Raw genomic sequence first — 18,842 nt, forward strand, 5'->3', positions numbered from 1 at the left:
CTTGATCGGACTCAGAAGCCGTTATTTTTGATATTGGCTTCATGATCCGGCGTTAACGGACTGGGTGACTGCTATTTGTCCATTTTATAGGTGTTTGGATCCATTTCAGTGAAATAGCGGCACTTGAGTCCGTAGATCCGTATTTTCATCCTTAAAATAACAAATAGCGGCATCTCAGTCCAATAGACTCAGAAGTGCGGCTGCCAGTAGCAGACACTTGCTAAGCACTAACTAAGCACGCTTGCGCAGACGCGCGATGAAAAAGCCGTCGGAATGAAACTGCTGCGGCAAAATTTGCACCATCCCTGCGGCAGCCGCCGCAGGATCAACGCTCGCAAAAGCGTCCGCCGGAAGCGGTTCGAGCTCAAAGTCGCGGTGCTCCGCGAGGAAGCGCTCGACCATGCCGGCGTTCTCCGCATGCTCAATCGTGCACGTGCTGTAGACCAGCACGCCGCCCGGCTTCAGCAGCCGGTGTACCCGGCTTAAGATCGCGTACTGCAGCTCGCTGATCGCCTCGATCTCAGCCTCCTGCTTCGCCCACTTCAGGTCGGGCTTGCGGCGAATAACGCCTAAGCCCGAGCATGGCGCATCGAGCAGGATGCGGTCGAACGACTCCGCCGCAAAATGCTCGTCCAGCTTCGCAGCATCCATCACGAGCGTCTGAATGGACGACAATCCCAGACGCTCCGCCTGATCTGCGATCAGCTTCTGCTTGTGCTCGTGCAGATCACAAGCCCAAATCTTGCCGCTATCCGCCATCTTCTCGGCGATATGGGCGGTCTTGCCGCCCGGGGCGGCGCAGCAGTCCAGCACCGTCATGCCTGGACGCGGCTCCAGAGCTTCGGCGACGAGCATCGAGCTCTCGTCTTGAATCGAGAAGTCCCCTTGCAGGAAGCCGGGGGACAAAGCCATGTTCCCGGCCCCCTGTACAAGTATCCCGGCCGGGGCCAGCTTGGACGCTTCCGCGCTGAGCCCGCTGCCCTGAAGCTGCTCCAGCAGCTCCTGACGGCTGCGGTGCCTCGCGTTCGCGCGAATGCTCACGTGCGGCGGCTCGTTGTTCGCCGCACAGATCTGTTCCGTCAGCTCAGGGCCCAGCTGGCGAATCCATCTGCGCACGAGCCACTCCGGATGGGAGTGGCCCAGCGCGATGCGCTTCACGTCGCCGAGCGCAGCCGGAAGCAGCAGTTCCGCTTTGCTGCGGATAATCGCGCGCAGCACGCCGTTGATCATACCCGAGATGCCCTGATGCCCCCGGCGCTTCGCGATATTGACCGCTTCGCTCACGACCGCATGGTCGGGAATGCGGTCCAAGTAATACAGCTGATAGAAGCTCAGCCGCAACAAGCATCTAACCCAGGGCTCCAGCTTCGCGAGCCCTTTGCTGACAAAACGCTCCAAGAAAAAATCAATCGTATTTTTACGTCCGATGGTCCCGTACACAAGCTCTGTCGCCAGCCCCGCATCCGCGCGTTCAAGCGCATGCTTCTGCAAAACCTGATTAAGCAGAAGGTTGCTGTACGATTGATTCTCTTCAACACGAATCAATACATCCAGCGCTGCATCGCGGGCAGAACGCTTAACAGCGCTGCTCTTCGCAGCGCCGCCGGATCGTTTTGACGACGAGGGCTTGCCAGCCCCCTGTGATTGGGTAGGTCCATGGTGCGGACGGTTAGGTTTTTGCGTTGACAAATCGAATACCTCATTTTTGTTAAGTAATGGCCGGTCCTAGCTCACACTGCCGAATATCGTGCCGGGTGCGATTTGCACGCCGCGAATGAACTCAGACACGGGCATCGCCTTCTTGCCGGCCGGTTGAATGTCTGTCAGCCACAGCGTGCCTTCGCCGGTCATCACTTCGATGCCGTGCTCGCTGCTGCCCAGAACCGTACCCGGAACAGGTACCTCTGCGGCACTAGAGCTCTTAGTTCCCTTCGGATTCGCGCTGCCCCAAACCTTCATAACTTCCCCATTCCAAAGCGTGTACGCGCCTGGGAAAGGGTTCAAGCCGCGCACTTGATTCCAAATATCCACAGCCGAGCGCGACCAGTCAATCAGCTCGTCCTCCCTGCGGATATTCGGAGAATAGATCGCATCGGCTTCATTTTGCGGGACAGCCGTAATACGTCCTGCGAGCAAATCCGGCAAGATGCGCTTCAGAAGCTCACTGCCCGCGATGCTCAGCTTTTCAAACAAAGTACCCGTCGTGTCGGTATCCTCAATGGGAAGCTCTACGCTCGCAATCATGTCACCCGTATCCAGCCCGACGGCCATATACATAATGGTGACGCCTGTAGTCGCTTCACCGCGGATTACTGCATGATGAATTGGCGCCCCGCCGCGGTACTTAGGCAGCAAAGACGCATGAATGTTAATACATCCGTGCTTCGGCAGATCCAGAACAGCCTTGGGCAGTATTTGACCGTATGCGGCCGTCACAATCAGATCAGGCTTCAATTCGCGCAAAAGCTCCACCGAATCCGCTTGGCGCAGCTTCTCGGGCTGCAGCACCGGAATGCCGTGCTTCTCTGCTTCCACCTTCACCGGCGGTGGCGTTAGGACGCGTTTGCGTCCTTTCGGCCGATCCGGCTGCGTGACAACCGTCGTCACGTTATAGCCTTCCTCCAGGAGAGCCTGTAGGGAAGGTACTGCAAAATCCGGTGTACCCATGAAAATGATGTTCACTCAGAATCTTCCTCTTCGTCGCTAGTGTATGTTTTGGTTGCCAGGTCCGTAAACAGAATCCCGTTCAAATGATCGATTTCATGAAAAATACAACGGGCAAGCAGTTCTGTACCACTGACTTCAATCGGATTGCCATTGCGATCCTGCCCTTTGGCTGTTACGTTCATGGCACGCGTGACATCCCCGCGAAGCCCGGGAATACTTAAGCAGCCTTCCGGTCCGATTTGTTCGCCGCTCGACGAAACGATTTCCGGATTGACCATTTCGATCAGTCCGCCATGTTCTTCTCCACAATCCATGACAATCACGCGTTTGAGAATGCCGATTTGCGGAGCAGCAAGGCCTACGCCCTCTGCCTCATACATCGTGTCTGCCATATCGTCAAGCAATTTATGCAGATTGGAATTAAATTTGGTAACTGTGATCGCTTTTTCTCGCAGCACAGGATCTGGATCTTTGACAATAATACGAATAGCCATAACGTGCACCTACCTTTAAGTCTTCTCTATTTGGGGTTCCTTACATCAAATATTGCGGATCAACATCCACGCTGATCATCAGCTTTTCCTTCGATGAGCGCTCTTCAAACCAAGCCACCGTCTGGCCGACAATCTCTGCTGCCTGATCTTCCCCACGATATTTTACCACGCATTGGAACCGATATCTATCTTTGATTCGGGAAATAGGCGATGCAACCGGGCCCAGCACGTCCATTTGGAACGTCTGATCTTGGGACACCGCTTCTGAAAACAAGTCAATTTGTTTCGTAGAATGCTGCGCAGCGATTTCTTTAAGCCTCATAACAAAAGCTTCCGCGAAGCGCACCAAGAGCGGCACCTGCTCATGTGAAAAAGTGACCAAAATCAATCGTTGATAAGGCGGATAGCCTAAATTTGCGCGTACATCCAGCTCATGGTTGGCAAACGCGATAAAGTCATGCTGACTTGCGTATTGCACGCTGTAATGCTCGGGAGTGTAGGTCTGGACGAACACTTCCCCTTGCTTTTCATGACGTCCGGCCCGCCCGGCAACTTGCGTCAAAAGCTGAAACGTCCGCTCCGCCGAACGAAAATCCGGAATATTCAGCACGGTATCCGCTGCGATAACCCCGACTAAGGTCACATCGGGAAAATCAAGCCCTTTGGCCACCATCTGCGTACCGAGCAGCACATCGGCCTGCTTTTCGCGGAACATCGTCAGCCACTTTTCATGCGATCCCTTCTCCGTCGTCGTATCGACATCCATCCGGATGACGCGGATGCCCGGGAAGATTTTGCCAAGCTCCTCTTCCACGCGCTGTGTGCCCGTGCCGAAATGGCGAATATGCTTAGACTGACAGCTGGGACACTCCGTAACCTCGCGTTCGGCATAACCGCAATAGTGACAGCGCAGCATGCGCGAGCTCTGATGGTACGTAAGGGAAATGTCGCAATGCGGACATGACGAAACGTACCCGCATGTGCGGCACATGACGAAAGTCGCATACCCTCTCCGGTTCAGCAGCAAAACAATCTGTTCTTTCTTGTGTAACCGATCTTCAATCGCTTTATACAAGGCCGTGCTGAACATCGAGCGATTTCCGCTTTTCAGCTCTTCCCGCATATCGATAATCGCGACAGGCGGCATCGGCCTGTTGGCTACCCGCTCTTTCATCGTCAGCAGTCTGTAAGGAGGCCGATCCCGATCCCGGCGCCGCCTCGTCTTCTCCAAACTTTCCAGCGAAGGTGTCGCTGAGCCGAGCACAACCGCAGCTCCCTGCATGCTCGCTCGCTTAACGGCCACATCCCGGGTGTGATACTTGGGGCTCTCCTCCTGCTTGTAGGAGGACTCATGCTCCTCATCAATAATGATAAGTCCAATTTTCGTAAAAGGAGCAAAAATCGCGGAACGGGCGCCGATGACGACTTTCACTTGCTTGCGGGTGATTTTACGCCATTCGTCGTACCTTTCGCCGTTCGATAACCGGCTGTGCAGGACGGCAACCAAATCGCCGAACCGCCCTTTAAAGCGTTCGACCATTTGCGGCGTCAGCGAAATCTCGGGAACGAGTACGATCGCTTCTTTGCCCATATCCAAGCATTGCTGGATGGATTGCAAATAGACTTCGGTTTTACCGCTGCCCGTAACGCCATGGAGAAGAAAGACCTCATGGCGCTCCTCAGCGACAGCATCCCGAATTTCCGTGAAAACACGGCTCTGCTCCTCCGTTAACGAGAGCGGCTTCGTCCTCGCAAAAGCACGACCCGCATAGGGGTCGCGCATCACTTCGACTTCGCGCAGCTCGATCCATCCGCGATCGGCCAAGCTTTTGACCGTAGAAGCTCCCACCTCCACCGTTTCCATCAGCTCGGTTAGCCGAATGGCATAAGGATGCTCTATCAAATAGCGCAGCACTTCCTGCTGCTTGTTCGCTCTCGCCGGAAGCTCCGATAAGGCTTGCTCCAGTCCGTTGCCGCCGGCCGGAGGGAAGACCGTCAGCGCCTTCTTGGTGCTCATGCGGTCTTTAACCATCTGGACTTCGGTCAAAATGCCTGCGCCCAGCAATTGCTTGATGAGGGCGCCATCCGCAGCGAAGCGTTCCATCAAAGCGTCCATCGGAACGGAGCCTTTGGATGCAACAAAGGCAACGATCGCCTGCAAATCCGGCATGTCCAGCAGCGACTGCTCGCCGGATTCCCTGCCTACTTCAATCGCCCGCTCATACTTCGCTTTGAGTGCGGCGGGCAGCATCGCTTGAAGCGCTGTGACTTCATGGCACAAATACATGCGGCTGATCCATCTGCCAAGCAAGACAAGCTCGTCCGTCAAAGGAGGCACCAGGTCCAGGACGTTCTGTATAGGCTTAATCCGCTTCGCATCCAGCTGCGTTTCCTCATGCAATTCAACGACAAAGCCCTGAAGCACCCGGGGCCCGAAAGGCACGCCAACGCGGCTGCCTACCTCAACCCACTTCCGCAAAGAGGAAGGGACTTCATAGTCGAACGCCCGGTTCGTTTGTTTCGCAGGGACATCGACAATGACCTTGGCGTACATCAGGATTCCCTCGCTTTATCCGGCAGACGATCGGCGGCCAGCTCCAGCAGTCTGCGCGCCACATCTTTCTTGCTCTGTATAGGCAGAGCTTCTACGAGTCCGTCACGGTCGAAAATCCGCACGACGTTCGTATCTCCGCTAAAGCCTGCCCCTTCCTGGGACACGTCGTTCCCGACGATGAGGTCGCAATTTTTGCGGCTCAGCTTGTCCATCGCATGCTCGTCCAAACGCTCCGTTTCCGCAGCAAAGCCGATGACGAACTGATGCTTTTTCAGCGTACCCAGCTCCTGCAAAATATCCGGATTTTTCACCAATTCCAGCGTGAGCGAGTCGGACTTTTTCTTGATCTTTTGATCGGCGATAACCGCAGAGCGGTAGTCAGCGACCGCAGCCGCTTTGATCACCACATGACTTTCCTCAAAACGGGACAAAACCGCTTCGCGCATATCCAGCGCGGATTGAATAGGAACAAGCTCTGCGCCGGCAGGCACGGGCAAAGCGCTTGGCCCTGATACCAAGGTCACCTTAGCACCCATACGCACAGCTTCTTCTGCGATGGCATAGCCCATTTTGCCTGAAGAATCGTTCGTAATATAACGAACCGGGTCAATGCGCTCTACGGTGCCTCCGGCTGTCACGAGCACCCGCTTTCCTTCGAGAAGGCGAACTTCCCCCTGGAAATGCCGCTCGAGCGCGGCAAAAATTTCCTCCGGCTCCGCAAGCCGGCCTTTTCCGACATACCCGCACGCAAGCTGCCCTTCGCCCGGCTCAATGAAACGCACGCCACGGCTGAGCAAAGTCTGCATGTTCGTCTGCACAGCCGGATTTGCGTACATATGCACGTTCATCGCTGGCGCAACCCAGATCGGCGCGGTTGTGGCGAGCAGCGTAGTGCTAAGCATATCGTCGCCAAGTCCCAGCGCCAGTTTGCCGATCGTATTGGCTGTTGCCGGCGCAATCAGCACAAGATCGGCGCTATCCGCCAAGTTGATATGGGAAACAACGGAGGGATCTTTCTCATCGAAGGTATCCACAAATACATGATGACGAGACAGCGTTTGGAACGTCAGCGGAGCTACGAACTGAACGGCAGAAGCTGTCATAATGACGCGCACCGATGCACCCGCCTGTGTGAGCTTGCTTGTAAGCGCAGCGGCTTTATAGGCGGCAATGCCTCCGCAAACGCCAAGTACAATCGTTTTACCTTGCAAAGCACTCATGGGTATCCCCCTTCTATCCGCTATTCTGAGAAAAAAATAACAACCACGAAGGGTTGTTGGGTAAGCGATTTATTTCTCTTTCTCATTCTCTGTCGGCTCGATTTTCTCATAGCCAATGTAGTGGCCGTAAAGCTCTTCAAGCGCCAGACCAACATGCTTATGGGCTTTGTGGCCTTTCAAGTCTGATTTTGCGCCGTCACGAAGGGATCTCGCTCTTTTGGAAGCAGCGACAACGAGCGAATACTTGCTGTCGACAATGTCAAGCAGTTTATCAATTGAAGGATATAACATTTATTTCACCTCATCTATCCATTGTACGATTTTGGGATACATGCGCTCTTTTTTGCAATGTTCAGCCGTAAGAATCGCATGTATTTTGGAGCAAGCTGTTTCCACGTGATCATTTACGATAGCATAATCGTAGTGTTCCATCAAGCGGATTTCGTCAACGGCCACCGACATGCGGCTGCGGATCACCTCATCGGTTTCCGTACCACGGGTTACGATCCGGTTCTCAAGCTCATCCAGCGAAGGCGGCAGCAAGAAAATAAACACGCCTTCGGAAAACTTTTGTTTGACTTGCAAAGCACCCTGCACTTCAATCTCCAAGATGACATCTTGGCCGGAGCGCAGCGTTTCTTCAACAAAACGTCTCGGCGTACCGTAGAAATTGCCTACATATTCCGCCCATTCCAACACTTCATCCGAATCAATCATCTGTTGGAATTGCTCCCGTGTTTTGAAGAAATAGTTGACACCGTCGACTTCCCCTTGTCTTGGAGAACGGGTTGTCGCCGATACGGAATACACGATATCCGGCGAGCACTTGCGCAGCGCGGCGCACACCGTTCCTTTGCCGACACCGGATGGGCCGGATAAAACAATCAGAATACCTCTCTCACGGTCAAGAGTGTTCGTATTACTCGTCATGATCATCGTCCTTGTTGGAAAGTCTATGTGCTACCGTCTCTGGTTGTACTGCCGATAAGATCACATGATCGCTGTCCGTGATAATAACGGCACGGGTTCTTCTGCCGTATGTAGCGTCAATCAGCATGTGACGATCACGCGCCTCTTGAATGATCCTCTTGATCGGAGCCGATTCCGGACTCACAATCGAGATAATACGGTTCGCCGATACAATGTTGCCGAACCCGATATTGATTAATTTGATAGCCATTTAGGGCTTCCTCCTCGCGAAGCTCCATGCCGCTTCACTCGATATTCTGTATTTGTTCGCGCATCTTTTCAAGCTCTGCTTTCATCGAAATGACTCTAGCCGTAGGCTCCGAGTGATTCGATTTGGACCCGATCGTGTTCACTTCCCGATTCATTTCTTGAATCAGAAAGTCCAATTTTCGTCCGACAGGCTCTTTCTCTGTAAGCAATTGATCGCATTGCCCGAAATGACTCTTCAGACGAGTCAATTCCTCATCCACATTTGAGCGATCTGCGAAAATCGCAATTTCTGTCGCCAGCCGCTGCTCATCGACAGGTGTCTGTTCCTGAAGGAGCGACTGAATTCTGCTCGTAAGCTTAGCCGCATAATCCTGCACGACCCCTGGCGCTAAAGCTTCCAGCTCCGTATGGATCCGTTTCAGCTCAGCCAAGCGCTCGCGAATATCCTGCTCCAGAAATGCGCCTTCGCGCATCCGCATATCGGATAATTGGGCAACGGCCTCCTGCAAGCAGGCGCACAATTCCCGTTCGATCTCTTCGTCAGGCTCCTTGCGCAATTCTTTCATCTGAACGAGATCAGGAAGTCTTAATAAATCTTTGAGCCCGACCTGCTCGGCGTACCCATAGCGCCCTTTCAACTGCTCGGCAGCCTGTAAATAAGCATCTGCCAGTGCGAAGTCAACCGTTACGCTCTTGGTGGAAGCCGCTTCACGTTCCGCTGTGATGAAGACGTCGACGCGTCCTCTCCTCACAGCTTGCAGCACCGTTTTCTTCAAAGCGTCTTCAAAGACAGCCCATTCCTTGGGCATTCGAATCGACACTTCACTATACCTATGATTGACCGATTTCACATCGATAAACACGTTGTATCCCGCAAAAGAACGATTCGCTTGTCCGAATCCGGTCATACTGCAAATCATCCTCATCACATCCATTACCCTATTTTAATTCATTTTGAAAGTGGGTACAAGTGGAAATCATGACGATTCGACTTTTCCCATACATACTTTGTCAAGTCTACGCACATCTCGTACGCCAGAAACGGGGTCATAAGGTAGATGCCGTTGAAGTAAGGCATTGCCGCATCCAGCAGCTCTTTGGCAATTTCCACGCCCATCGCCCGGCCTTCCGGACCCTTGAGTCCGCTCATCCGCGCCCTAACGTCGTCGGACAACCGGATGCCCGGCACTTCATTGTGCAAATATTCCGCATTCCCTCCGCTGGCGAGCGGCGCAATCCCGATGAAGACCGGTATATTCAGATGCTTGGTCGCTTCATAAATTTGTTCGATGAGCTTAGCGTCGTAAACCGGCTGCGTCATGATGTAATCGGCGCCGGCCTCGATTTTGCGTTCCAAGCGCTGAACCGCTTTGTCCAAATGCTTGACATTCGGGTTAAAAGCAGCTCCTACCACGAAGTTAGCCTTCTGCTTCAGCGGCTTGCCGGAGAATGCGATCCCTTCGTTCAGCTGTTTGATCATCCGAATGATCTCGAAGGAGGTCAGATCGTAAACCGAGCTGGACCCGGGGAGATCGCCGAATTTGGCGGGATCGCCGGTCACGGCCAGCACATGGTCGATGCCCAGCGCGTGAAGCCCCATGAGATGGGACTGCGTCCCGATCATGTTGCGGTCGCGGCACGCGATATGAATCAGCGGACGCGCGCCAAGCTTATCCTGCACGAGGTAACCCAGTGCCAGATTGCTCATGCGTGTCACCGCGAGCGAATTGTCGGCCATTGTAATGGCGTCGACGTGCGCATCCTGCAGGGCCCTGGAGCCCTGCATAAATTTCTCGATGTCGAGATCCCGCGGGGGATCCAGCTCGACAATGACGGTTTTGCGCTGCTTCACGATTTCCAGCAGCGAGGGCTTGCCTGCCGGCGGCGCAGGCATCGCCGGCGCGGGCTCGAGCACGCGCACGCCCTGCGCGGGGGCCGCCGTGCCCGGCGCTGCCGGCACGTAGCCCTGCAGCGCCTTCGCGACTGCGGCGATATGCTCCGGCGTGGTGCCGCAGCAGCCGCCGATGATGCGCGCGCCAAGGTCGGCGAAGCGCAACGCGCTTTCGGCGAAGTACTGCGGCGTCGCCGCGTACGTGTACTGGCCGTCGACGTAGTCGGGCAGCCCCGCGTTCGGGAACGCGGAGAACGGCACGCCGGCCAGCGGGGTCAGTTTCTCCATCGAGCGGAGAATCCCGTTCGGGCCGACGCGGCAGTTGAAGCCGATGACGTCGGCGCCCTCGTCACGCAGCCGCAGGAAAGCTTCCTGCAGCGGAACGCCGTCCTGCGTGCTGCCCGTTCCTTCGTTCGCAAACTGGCAAATAACCGGCAGTTCGCTCATACTGCGGATGATGCGCAGCGCCAGCTGCAGCTCTTCCAGATCATAGAAGGTTTCCAGCAGCAAACCGTCGACAGGCGAATCCAGCAGAATGGAAATCTGCTCGCGCAGCGCTTCTTCGACATCAGCCGTGCGCACATTTTTGCGCTTGCCGGCACGGATCGAACCAATGGCTCCGACGACATAAGCGTCCTCTCCGACAGCTTTCCTCGCAAGCTCTACGCCGGCGCGATTAATCGCTTCAACGTCGCCTTCCAACCCGTATTTGGATAGTTTTTCTCTGTTGGCCGAGAACGTATTCGTTTCAATAAGACGAGCACCTGCCTCAAAATAACGGCGGTGCACATCAGCGACCGTTTCCGGTCTGAGCAAATTCAGTTCTTCATAAGAAATGCCCACAGGAAATCCCATTTGATATAAATAAGTCCCCATAGCGCCGTCACCGGTCAAAATTTCCCGCTGCAGCGCCGCTCGAAGATCCAGTTTCATCATAATCTCCCCGCTTACTAAAAAAATGTAGTTATACTGTATCACAAATGATGGGAGATATTAAGATAAACGTTTATCAATAATTCTGATAGATGGCTACTCCAACGTCCCCTGATACACTTCTTCGGCAGGTCCCGTCATATAAACGTGATTATCTTCTTCATTCCACTCGATGAACAGCTCTCCGCCTTTTAGCGAAACCGTAGCCTGACGGTCGGTAAGCCCGTTTAACACGGAAGACACAAGCGTCGCACAAGCACCGGTCCCGCAAGCAAGCGTAGGACCTGCGCCCCGCTCCCAAACGCGCATATCGGTGTAAGCGCGATTTCTTACGCTAACGAATTCAACATTGACTTTGCGCGGAAACATCGGGTGAACTTCCAGCTTCGGCCCCCACGTTGCAAGGTCAAAGTTGACCGCATCCTCCACGTAAATCACACAATGCGGATTCCCCATTGAAACAGCCGTAAACCGAAACTCTCTGCCGTCCACTTCGATCGGATGATCGATGACTTTGGCCTCGTCTACGGTCGTAGGCACTTCAAGTCCTTGCAAAATCGGCTGCCCCATATCCACCCGGACCGTAGCGACTTTCCCCTCTTGCACATTCAGTTGGACCTTCTGTACTCCTGCTCCCAATGTTTCTACCGTAATCTCCGTCGATTCGGTAAGTTTGTGATCGTAAACATATTTAGACACACAACGAATCGCATTGCCGCATTGCTCGGGCTCAGTCCCGTCGGAGTTAATAATACGCATTTTAAAATCCGCCTTCTCGGAAGGAAGAATATATACTAAGCCGTCGGCGCCAATTCCAAAAAATCGGTTGCACAACCGGATCGCAAGCTGATCCACACCGGCAGGAAGTTCTTTTTCACCAGCTATGACAATAAAGTCGTTGCCTAAACCATGCAATTTTGTAAATTTCATTGTGTTCAGCACTCCAAATGTGTGTTTTAGCCAATATCATAGCGTAAATAGGCTTGAATGCATAGCCCTTTCTCCCGTTTTTTTGCGTCGATCTTCGATTTTGGCCTCGGTTCCCAAACAACAAAAAACTGCCCCACAGGTCCATAAGACCATGTGAGACAGCTCCAAATCCAAGCTTATCGGAAGCTTGCTTTCGATGATGGGCGATAAGCAGTCGGACGCGCCCCTTTCGTACGCTTCGGCGACAGCACGCTGCCCAGACCCATGAGAAAGGTCGGGATACCGGCCGCGATCAGAACGAGAATCCACTCCTTCCAGCCGAGAGGAACGGTTTTGAAAATAGGTTGAAGAGCTTCCACATACATAACGGCCAGCATCAGCACGAGCGAGGAAAGCACAGCAAGCACAAGGTAACGGTTTTGCAGCGGATTGCGGTGAAAAATCGAACGCGAGCTGCGGCAATCGAACACGTGGATCAGTTGAGCCATTACCAGCGTAGCGAATGCGACGCTTTGCGCTTTCAACAACGTGGCGGCATCCGATGGATCCGTCCGCAGCACGAGCCAGAAAGCCGCCAGCGTACAAACGCCGATCAGGATCCCGCGGGAAATAATTTTCCAGCCGAGCCGTCTTGCGAAAATATTTTCCTTCGCCGAGCGCGGCTTATGCTGCATCAAATCTTTCTCTGCTTGGTCAACGCCAAGCGCCATAGCAGGAAGTCCGTCCGTCACCAGGTTCACCCACAGAATTTGAATCGGGACAAGCGGCAATGGCAGACCCGCCATCATCGCGATGAACATCGTCATAATCTCGCCTACGTTGGAGGCAAGCAAATACCGGATAAATTTGCGAATGTTTTCGTAAATCCCCCGCCCCTCTTCGATCGCTGCAACGATCGTGGAGAAATTGTCGTCGCTGAGAATCAAAGAAGAAGCTTCTTTGGAAACATCCGTCCCCGTAATCCCCATGGCAATGCCGATATCCGCAGCTTTAATCGCCGGCGCATCGTTCACCCCGTCCCCCGTCATGGCGACAACATGTCCTTTGCGCTGCAAGGCTTTGACGATGCGCAGCTTATGCTCCGGGGATACTCTCGCGTACACGTAAGTATCATTCACCTTGGCTTCGAGATCCTCGTCCGACATGGACGCAAGCTGCTGCCCGCTCAAGCTCACTCCATTGCCTTGAATCATGCCGAGCTGTTTGGCAATCGCTTCTGCCGTCGTTTGATGGTCGCCGGTAATCATGACCGTTTTGATGCCCGCTTTGCGGCATTTGGAAATGGCTTCGCGCACTTCTTTGCGAGGCGGATCGATCATGCCGGTTAACCCGATGAAAATCAAACCATTTTCCACTGTTTCATAATCATCGTAGCGGTCCGTGCTTTTCAGCTCTTTATAGGCGATGCCGAGCACCCGAAGGGCCGATCTGGCCATGCCTTCATTGGCAGCCATTACTTTTTGCTTAAGCGTAGACGTAAACGGAATCACTTTGCCGTCCCACAGAATGTAGCTGCAATGCTGGAGCAGGACGTCGGGAGCTCCCTTCGTGCAGGCCATGCGCCCGCTATCCGAAGCGACGAGAACAGACATCCGTTTGCGTTCAGAGTCAAAAGGAAATTCAGCGATCCGCTTGTACTTATCATGAAGCGATTCGTGTGTAATGCCGCTCTTCGCGCTCAAAACAACTAACGCCCCTTCGGTTGGATCCCCCTTAATATTCCAAACGGAGACACTGCTCTCTTTGGCGTCCTTGCCTTTCTTCCGCTTCTGCTCCTGCTTTTCCTCATATAATGTTGCATTGTTGCAAAGCACGGACACATGAAGCAGCCTGCTTAGAGAAGGGTTTTTGACCAAGTCGGCGTTGTGCCCGCCAATGTGAATATCTCCGACCGGCGCATACCCGTCTCCCGTCACTTCCAGCACATCGCCGCTAATCCATAAGTGGGTGACTGTCATTTTGTTCTGTGTGAGCGTTCCTGTCTTATCGGAGCAAATGACCGAAGCGCATCCTAATGTTTCAACGGAAGGCAGCTTTCTGACAATCGCTTTGCGTTTGATCATCCGCTGGACGCCAAGCGCGAGGGCAATCGTCACAATGGCCGGCAGCCCTTCGGGGATCGCAGCGACCGCTAAGCTGACTCCTGCGAGGAACATCGCATAAGGCGGTTGTCCATGCATAATGCCTGCAACGACGACGAGAACGGTCAGCGCGATGGCGACGATAATCAAAATCTTCCCAAGCTGCTCCAAACGGTGCTGAAGCGGCGTTTCCATCGATTCCGTGTTTTGAATCAAATCGGCAATTTTGCCCATTTCGGTGTTCATTCCGATTCGGACGACAACAGCTTTGGCTGTGCCTCGCGAAACCATCGTTCCCATGAAGCCCAAATTTCGCTGATCCCCGAGCGGTACTTCCTCCTGCGGAATAGCTGTCGTTTGCTTGCCGACTGCGACAGACTCGCCTGTCAGCGCGGATTCCTCGATATAGACCCCGTTCGTCTCAAGGAAACGTACGTCTGCCGGAATCCGGTCACCGCTTTCAACTAAAATAATATCGCCCGGCACCAGATCGCGAGCCGGTATTTGATGAACGGCCCCCTCTCTCCAGACATTGGCATTAGGAGCAGATAATTCTTTCAGTGCGCGCAGCGAACGCTCGGCGCGAAACTCTTGGGTAAAGCCGAGAATGGCGTTCATCACAATGATGACAACGATCGTAATGGCATCCAAATATTCGCCGAGCAAGCCGGATATCAGGGTCGCCCCCAATAAAACCAGCACCATGAAATCTTTAAATTGATTCAAAAGCAGCGTAATCGGAGAGACGCGATTCCCTTCAGAGAGCTCATTGCGACCCGCTTCTCCCTGCCGCTTCCAAGCCTCTTCCCAGGGCAATCCTTGCTGCATGTCCACCTGCTGTAGCTGCAGGACTTCTTCCGATGTCAACTGGTACCACATTTTCTGACTCATTCGCCCTTCTCCCTCCCACTTCCCACTTGATCTTGGCTCTCGCTCATACGTAAATGTATTCAGACAAGCCGGAAAATATCCCTGAAATCATCTTTCCCGGCGACTAATGCTTAAGTTTTTGTTAAAAGTATGGCATCATAGAGATTAGCAAAGTTTTCAACCTAGAATGGAGTTGTATGTATCATGGCTTTAGACGGACTAGTCTTGCACGCGATTGTTCATGAATTACAAACGTGTGTAGGAGGCCGCATTAATAAAATTCACCAGCCCAGCGAGAATGACATCATCCTGCAAATCCGGGCGCAAGGGCAAAATGTAAAGCTTCTGCTTTCAGCGAATCCCACCTATCCCAGAGTCCAGCTCACGGAAGGAACGTCTTTGAATCCTCTGGATGCCCCTATGTTCTGCATGCTGCTTCGCAAACATTGCGAGAACGGGGTTATTGAAGCTGTGGAACAAATCGGCATGGAACGCGTCATCCGGTTGCAAATTCGACACCGTGATGAATTAGGCGATATGAGCACCAAACAAATCCTCGTGGAGATTATGGGCCGGCACAGCAATATCATTCTGCTGGATCCGGCGACAGACACGATTCTGGACGGCATTCACCACGTAACCCCTGCCATCTCCTCCTATCGGATTGTGATGCCGGGGAGCAAATATGTCTCGCCGCCTGCGCAGAATAAGCAAAATCCGCTTGAAGCGGATGAGACAGCCTTCCGGCAAGCGATGGATCAGACGGTTGGAGAGGAAACTGCGAACTCGGATAAACCCGAACAGAGGCTAGTCGCTGCATTCAGCGGATTAAGTCCTCTGATTGCCAAGGAGATCGTGTATCGCAGCCGCCAAGGCGGGGAAAGCGGGCAAGAGGTTGACTTGGGGGCTCTGTGGCAAGCCTTTGACAGCGTCATGACGGCTGCGCGCGAGCATCGCGACGAACCCGTCATTATCGAGCAGCAAAGCACCGACAAATTGTTCTTTGCCATGACGCCGCTCACTCATATTGACGGCGAGTCCACGACATACATGGCGCCAAGCGCTTGCATAGAGGCATTTTACGGGGACAAAGCAGAGAGAGATACGGTCAAGCAGCGCGTGGCGGATTTGCTCCGTTTTTTGCATAATGAATCCAATAAAAATGTAAAAAAACTGGAGAAACTGCAGGAAACCGTCGATGATTCCAAAGATGCCGATAAATATCGGATTCTGGGCGAGCTGCTGACTGCCTCCTTGCATGCCATTAAAAAGGGAGATCGGGAGATTGAAACGGTCAACTACTATGATGAAGATCAAGCTCTGATCCGAATTCCTTTGGACCCGCTGCTGAGCCCGTCGGAAAATGCGCAGCGCTATTTTAAAAAGTACACAAAAATGAAAAACAGTACGGCCATCGTCGAGGAGCAGATTGAACAAACCCACCAAGAGATTACGTACTTGAACTCCCTGCTGCAGCAGCTAAGCGTAGCTTCGTTAAGCGATATTGAGGAAATCCGCGACGAGCTTATGGAACAGGGCTATATCCGCGACCGCAACAAAAAACAGCGTAAAATGAAGAAGAAAAAGGATAAACCCGCTCTGGCCTGCTATATGTCCAGCGAACAAATTCCGATCTATGTCGGCAAGAACAATACACAGAACGAATTTTTAACGAACCGGCTCGCCGCTTCTTCTGATACTTGGCTGCATACGAAAGATATTCCAGGCTCTCACGTCGTGATCCGGGGCGACAGCTATTCCGAGACTACGCTGCGGGAAGCTGCGCAGCTAGCCGCTTATTTCAGTCAAGCGAAGCACTCCAGCCAAGTCCCTGTCGACTACACAACGATCAAACACGTTCATAAGCCGAATGGCTCCAAACCCGGATTCGTCATCTATGTCAATCAGAAAACGCTGTTTGTAACACCGGACGAACATGAAATCAAGCAGATGAAAGTAACGATTAAATAAAAAGAGGCTGTCCCCAGTTTAGTAGATTCTACTTGGGGGACAGCCTTTTGTTTTAGTTATACTTCTGTGGGCAAAATAAGGGAAAATTCCCTTTAATTTGAGTGCAGAAGGTTATCATATCCAATTAACTGGAAAAACCCCCTCTATTAGCGCTGATCTCGTAAGAATCTGCTAAATCCAGTCAAATTAACGGGAGGTTTTCCTTCTATACTCCCTGCGAGGTCCTTTTTCGAGCCATTTAGAGGAGATTTTCCAGTTATTCCAGTTAGCTTCCTTCACTTATGGAATATCCTCTTTTTAGGGCCGCAGCTATTCCGATTCCAATTTCCGAATCAGAGATAAAAGGTATGATTTCACTTGCTTCTGCAAATCCGGACGCTGCAGGGCAAGCTCGATGGTAGCTTCGATGTACCCCATCTTATCGCCAACGTCGTAGCGGTTCGCTTGCATCAAATAAGCGGCCATCTGCTGCTCTTTATTGAGCACCCGGAGGGCGTCCGTCAACTGAATTTCCCCGCCGCGGCCAGGCTCCTGACGCTCCAGAATCCCGAATATTTCCGGCATGATAATATAGCGGCCAATCACCGCCAAGTTCGAAGGCGCTTGGTCGCGGTCAGGCTTCTCCACCAAATCATCAATTAAGCGGTAGCTGCCGCCGCTCGTTGATGGGGAGACGATCCCATACTTGCTCACATCTTCCCAAGGCACTTCTTGTACAGCGATAACGGACGATTCGGTCTGTTCGTAAATGTCCATCATTTGCTTGAGTCCCGGCGGCGAAGACTGGAGAATGTCATCGCCGAGCAGAACCGCGAAGGGCTCATCGCCAATAAATTTGCGCGCGCACAAGATAGCATGTCCGAGCCCCAGGGGCTGCTTTTGCCGGATATAATGGACATCGGCCAGGTTGGAGACGGACTGCACAATGTTCAGCAATTGTGTGCTGCCTTTTTCCTCCAGCATCATTTCCAGCTCAAAAGATTTGTCAAAATGATCCTCAATAGCACGCTTGTTGCGGCCTGTTACGATAATGATATCCTCGATCCCGGATTCAATCGCTTCTTCCACGATATATTGAATAGCGGGCTTATCTACGATCGGCAGCATTTCTTTCGGCTGAGCTTTGGTAGCCGGCAGGAATCGCGTCCCTAAACCGGCTGCAGGAATAATGGCTTTGCGAATCTTCTTCAAGGGCGCTGCTCCTTCTCTTTTTGTAGGTTTCGCAACACGTCGATCCCTATTCGCTTCGAACCGATAGGCGCATGAAACACAACGCCGCCCCGTTCGCCATGGAAATCGGAACCTGCCGTGATGAGAAGTCCTGTACGCTGAGCAAGTACAAGATATTTGGCCTCGTCTTCCGGCGTGTGGTCGGAATGATACACCTCAATACCGTCCAGTCCCTGCAATGTAATCGCCTCTACGAGCGCATCGTCATGGTAAATGCCGGGATGAGCGAGCACGGCCTTTCCGCCTGCCTCATGAATCCACTGAATGGCCGTTTCCGGCGTGATGCGCGGCGGATTAGCGTAGGCGGCAGCTCCCGTGCCCAAATACTTGTCAAATGCCTCGCTGATCGACGAAACATAACCTTTATTAAGAAGTACGGCCGCAATATGAGGTCTTCCGACGGTATCGCCTTTACGTTTAACGTTCGCCACTTCCTTGAGAACGTCGTCCATCGTAATTTCCATGCCGAGCTGCTGCAAACGTTCAATGATCATGTCATTACGAATATTTCGAGTGTCGCGCAAAGAGGCCAATCTCTGAAGAAACAGCTCGTCATCAATTTGTATATAGTAACCGAGCACATGGATATCCTGCCCGCCTTGGACCGTTGAAATCTCGACCCCAGGCACGACTTCAATCCCCAGTTTGAGACCTTCCTCAAGCGCCTCGGCCACCCCTGAAACGGTATCATGATCGGTGATGGCAATTGCCCCCAGCCCTGCGTCGCAGGCCATTTGAACGTTAGCAGCAGGCCGCTGCGTTCCATCTGAAGCTGTCGTATGCGTGTGCAAGTCCGCTTCCCGTTTTTCTGTCATTTCTGCT

The 18,842-nt window shown here is 53.0% G+C and carries 15 protein-coding genes; 1 reads left to right on the top strand and 14 read right to left on the bottom strand.

Annotation, left to right across the window (positions count from 1 at the left end):
• Positions 1 to 231: 231 nt before the first annotated feature.
• From rsmB to GC097_RS25395, 12 genes are all read right to left on the bottom strand, one after another.
• Positions 232 to 1,545, bottom strand: a complete 1,314-nt coding sequence (gene rsmB, locus GC097_RS25340) for a 16S rRNA (cytosine(967)-C(5))-methyltransferase RsmB (protein ID WP_312875727.1) — start codon at positions 1,543 to 1,545, stop codon at positions 232 to 234.
• 180 nt (positions 1,546 to 1,725) lie between these two features.
• Positions 1,726 to 2,682 (bottom strand): methionyl-tRNA formyltransferase, encoded by a 957-nt coding sequence (gene fmt / locus GC097_RS25345; RefSeq protein ID WP_312875728.1) that lies wholly within the window; start codon positions 2,680 to 2,682, stop codon positions 1,726 to 1,728.
• On the bottom strand, positions 2,679 to 3,161 hold the full coding sequence (gene def / locus GC097_RS25350; RefSeq protein ID WP_171686068.1) for a peptide deformylase: 483 nt from the start codon (positions 3,159 to 3,161) through the stop codon (positions 2,679 to 2,681). The genes fmt and def overlap by 4 nt, the downstream gene beginning before the upstream one ends.
• 40 nt (positions 3,162 to 3,201) lie before the next feature.
• Positions 3,202 to 5,715 carry a primosomal protein N' gene (gene priA / locus GC097_RS25355; protein ID WP_171686069.1) on the bottom strand — a complete coding sequence of 838 codons (2,514 nt, stop codon included), beginning with the start codon at positions 5,713 to 5,715 and terminating at the stop codon, positions 3,202 to 3,204.
• Positions 5,715 to 6,935, bottom strand: coding sequence for a bifunctional phosphopantothenoylcysteine decarboxylase/phosphopantothenate--cysteine ligase CoaBC (coaBC, locus tag GC097_RS25360; protein ID WP_171686070.1), 1,221 nt, complete (start codon positions 6,933 to 6,935; stop codon positions 5,715 to 5,717). The genes priA and coaBC overlap by 1 nt, the downstream gene beginning before the upstream one ends.
• Positions 6,936 to 7,004: 69 nt before the next feature.
• Positions 7,005 to 7,226 carry a DNA-directed RNA polymerase subunit omega gene (gene rpoZ / locus GC097_RS25365; RefSeq protein ID WP_167064132.1) on the bottom strand — a complete coding sequence of 74 codons (222 nt, stop codon included), beginning with the start codon at positions 7,224 to 7,226 and terminating at the stop codon, positions 7,005 to 7,007.
• Entirely contained in the window at positions 7,227 to 7,865 is a 639-nt protein-coding gene (gmk, locus tag GC097_RS25370) for a guanylate kinase (protein WP_171686071.1), read from the bottom strand. It abuts the gene before it with no gap.
• Positions 7,855 to 8,115 carry an extracellular matrix/biofilm regulator RemA gene (gene remA, locus GC097_RS25375; RefSeq protein ID WP_009672664.1) on the bottom strand — a complete coding sequence of 87 codons (261 nt, stop codon included), beginning with the start codon at positions 8,113 to 8,115 and terminating at the stop codon, positions 7,855 to 7,857. Before remA ends, gmk begins: the two co-directional genes overlap by 11 nt.
• Before the next feature lie 34 nt (positions 8,116 to 8,149).
• Positions 8,150 to 9,022 carry a YicC/YloC family endoribonuclease gene (locus tag GC097_RS25380; protein ID WP_312875729.1) on the bottom strand — a complete coding sequence of 291 codons (873 nt, stop codon included), beginning with the start codon at positions 9,020 to 9,022 and terminating at the stop codon, positions 8,150 to 8,152.
• Between the two features lie 41 nt (positions 9,023 to 9,063).
• Positions 9,064 to 10,938 carry a bifunctional homocysteine S-methyltransferase/methylenetetrahydrofolate reductase gene (locus GC097_RS25385; RefSeq protein ID WP_171686377.1) on the bottom strand — a complete coding sequence of 625 codons (1,875 nt, stop codon included), beginning with the start codon at positions 10,936 to 10,938 and terminating at the stop codon, positions 9,064 to 9,066.
• A 96-nt stretch (positions 10,939 to 11,034) separates the two neighbouring features.
• Entirely contained in the window at positions 11,035 to 11,868 is an 834-nt protein-coding gene (gene dapF / locus GC097_RS25390) for a diaminopimelate epimerase (RefSeq protein ID WP_171686073.1), read from the bottom strand.
• Positions 11,869 to 12,044: 176 nt separating this feature from the next.
• On the bottom strand, positions 12,045 to 14,840 hold the full coding sequence (locus tag GC097_RS25395; protein ID WP_171686074.1) for a calcium-translocating P-type ATPase, SERCA-type: 2,796 nt from the start codon (positions 14,838 to 14,840) through the stop codon (positions 12,045 to 12,047).
• 183 nt (positions 14,841 to 15,023) lie between these two features.
• Here GC097_RS25395 and GC097_RS25400 point away from each other — a divergent pair, with 183 nt between their 5' ends.
• Complete coding sequence (locus GC097_RS25400) at positions 15,024 to 16,790, top strand: Rqc2 family fibronectin-binding protein (protein WP_171686075.1); 1,767 nt, start codon at positions 15,024 to 15,026, stop codon at positions 16,788 to 16,790.
• A gap of 309 nt (positions 16,791 to 17,099) precedes the next feature.
• Here GC097_RS25400 and galU read toward each other — a convergent pair whose 3' ends face one another.
• Positions 17,100 to 17,981 carry a UTP--glucose-1-phosphate uridylyltransferase GalU gene (gene galU / locus GC097_RS25405; protein ID WP_171686076.1) on the bottom strand — a complete coding sequence of 294 codons (882 nt, stop codon included), beginning with the start codon at positions 17,979 to 17,981 and terminating at the stop codon, positions 17,100 to 17,102.
• Positions 17,978 to 18,835 (bottom strand): PHP domain-containing protein, encoded by an 858-nt coding sequence (locus tag GC097_RS25410; protein ID WP_171686077.1) that lies wholly within the window; start codon positions 18,833 to 18,835, stop codon positions 17,978 to 17,980. Before GC097_RS25410 ends, galU begins: the two co-directional genes overlap by 4 nt.
• Positions 18,836 to 18,842: the final 7 nt, after the last annotated feature.

Origin of the sequence: Paenibacillus planticolens, from assembly GCF_013141725.1 — a bacterium.
Classification (GTDB): domain Bacteria; phylum Bacillota; class Bacilli; order Paenibacillales; family NBRC-103111; genus Paenibacillus_E; species Paenibacillus_E planticolens.

What these genes read in the sequence shown, in the direction of transcription:
- def (WP_171686068.1), bottom strand. Translation starts at nt 3,161, where the DNA reads ATGGCTATTCGTATTATTGTCAAAGATCCAGATCCTGTGCTGCGAGAA.
- priA (WP_171686069.1), bottom strand. Translation starts at nt 5,715, where the DNA reads ATGTACGCCAAGGTCATTGTCGATGTCCCTGCGAAACAAACGAACCGG.
- coaBC (WP_171686070.1), bottom strand. Translation starts at nt 6,935, where the DNA reads ATGAGTGCTTTGCAAGGTAAAACGATTGTACTTGGCGTTTGCGGAGGC.
- rpoZ (WP_167064132.1), bottom strand. Translation starts at nt 7,226, where the DNA reads ATGTTATATCCTTCAATTGATAAACTGCTTGACATTGTCGACAGCAAG.
- gmk (WP_171686071.1), bottom strand. Translation starts at nt 7,865, where the DNA reads ATGACGAGTAATACGAACACTCTTGACCGTGAGAGAGGTATTCTGATT.
- remA (WP_009672664.1), bottom strand. Translation starts at nt 8,115, where the DNA reads ATGGCTATCAAATTAATCAATATCGGGTTCGGCAACATTGTATCGGCG.
- GC097_RS25380 (WP_312875729.1), bottom strand. Translation starts at nt 9,022, where the DNA reads ATGACCGGATTCGGACAAGCGAATCGTTCTTTTGCGGGATACAACGTG.
- GC097_RS25385 (WP_171686377.1), bottom strand. Translation starts at nt 10,938, where the DNA reads ATGAAACTGGATCTTCGAGCGGCGCTGCAGCGGGAAATTTTGACCGGT.
- dapF (WP_171686073.1), bottom strand. Translation starts at nt 11,868, where the DNA reads ATGAAATTTACAAAATTGCATGGTTTAGGCAACGACTTTATTGTCATA.
- GC097_RS25395 (WP_171686074.1), bottom strand. Translation starts at nt 14,840, where the DNA reads ATGAGTCAGAAAATGTGGTACCAGTTGACATCGGAAGAAGTCCTGCAG.
- GC097_RS25400 (WP_171686075.1), top strand. Translation starts at nt 15,024, where the DNA reads ATGGCTTTAGACGGACTAGTCTTGCACGCGATTGTTCATGAATTACAA.
- GC097_RS25410 (WP_171686077.1), bottom strand. Translation starts at nt 18,835, where the DNA reads ATGACAGAAAAACGGGAAGCGGACTTGCACACGCATACGACAGCTTCA.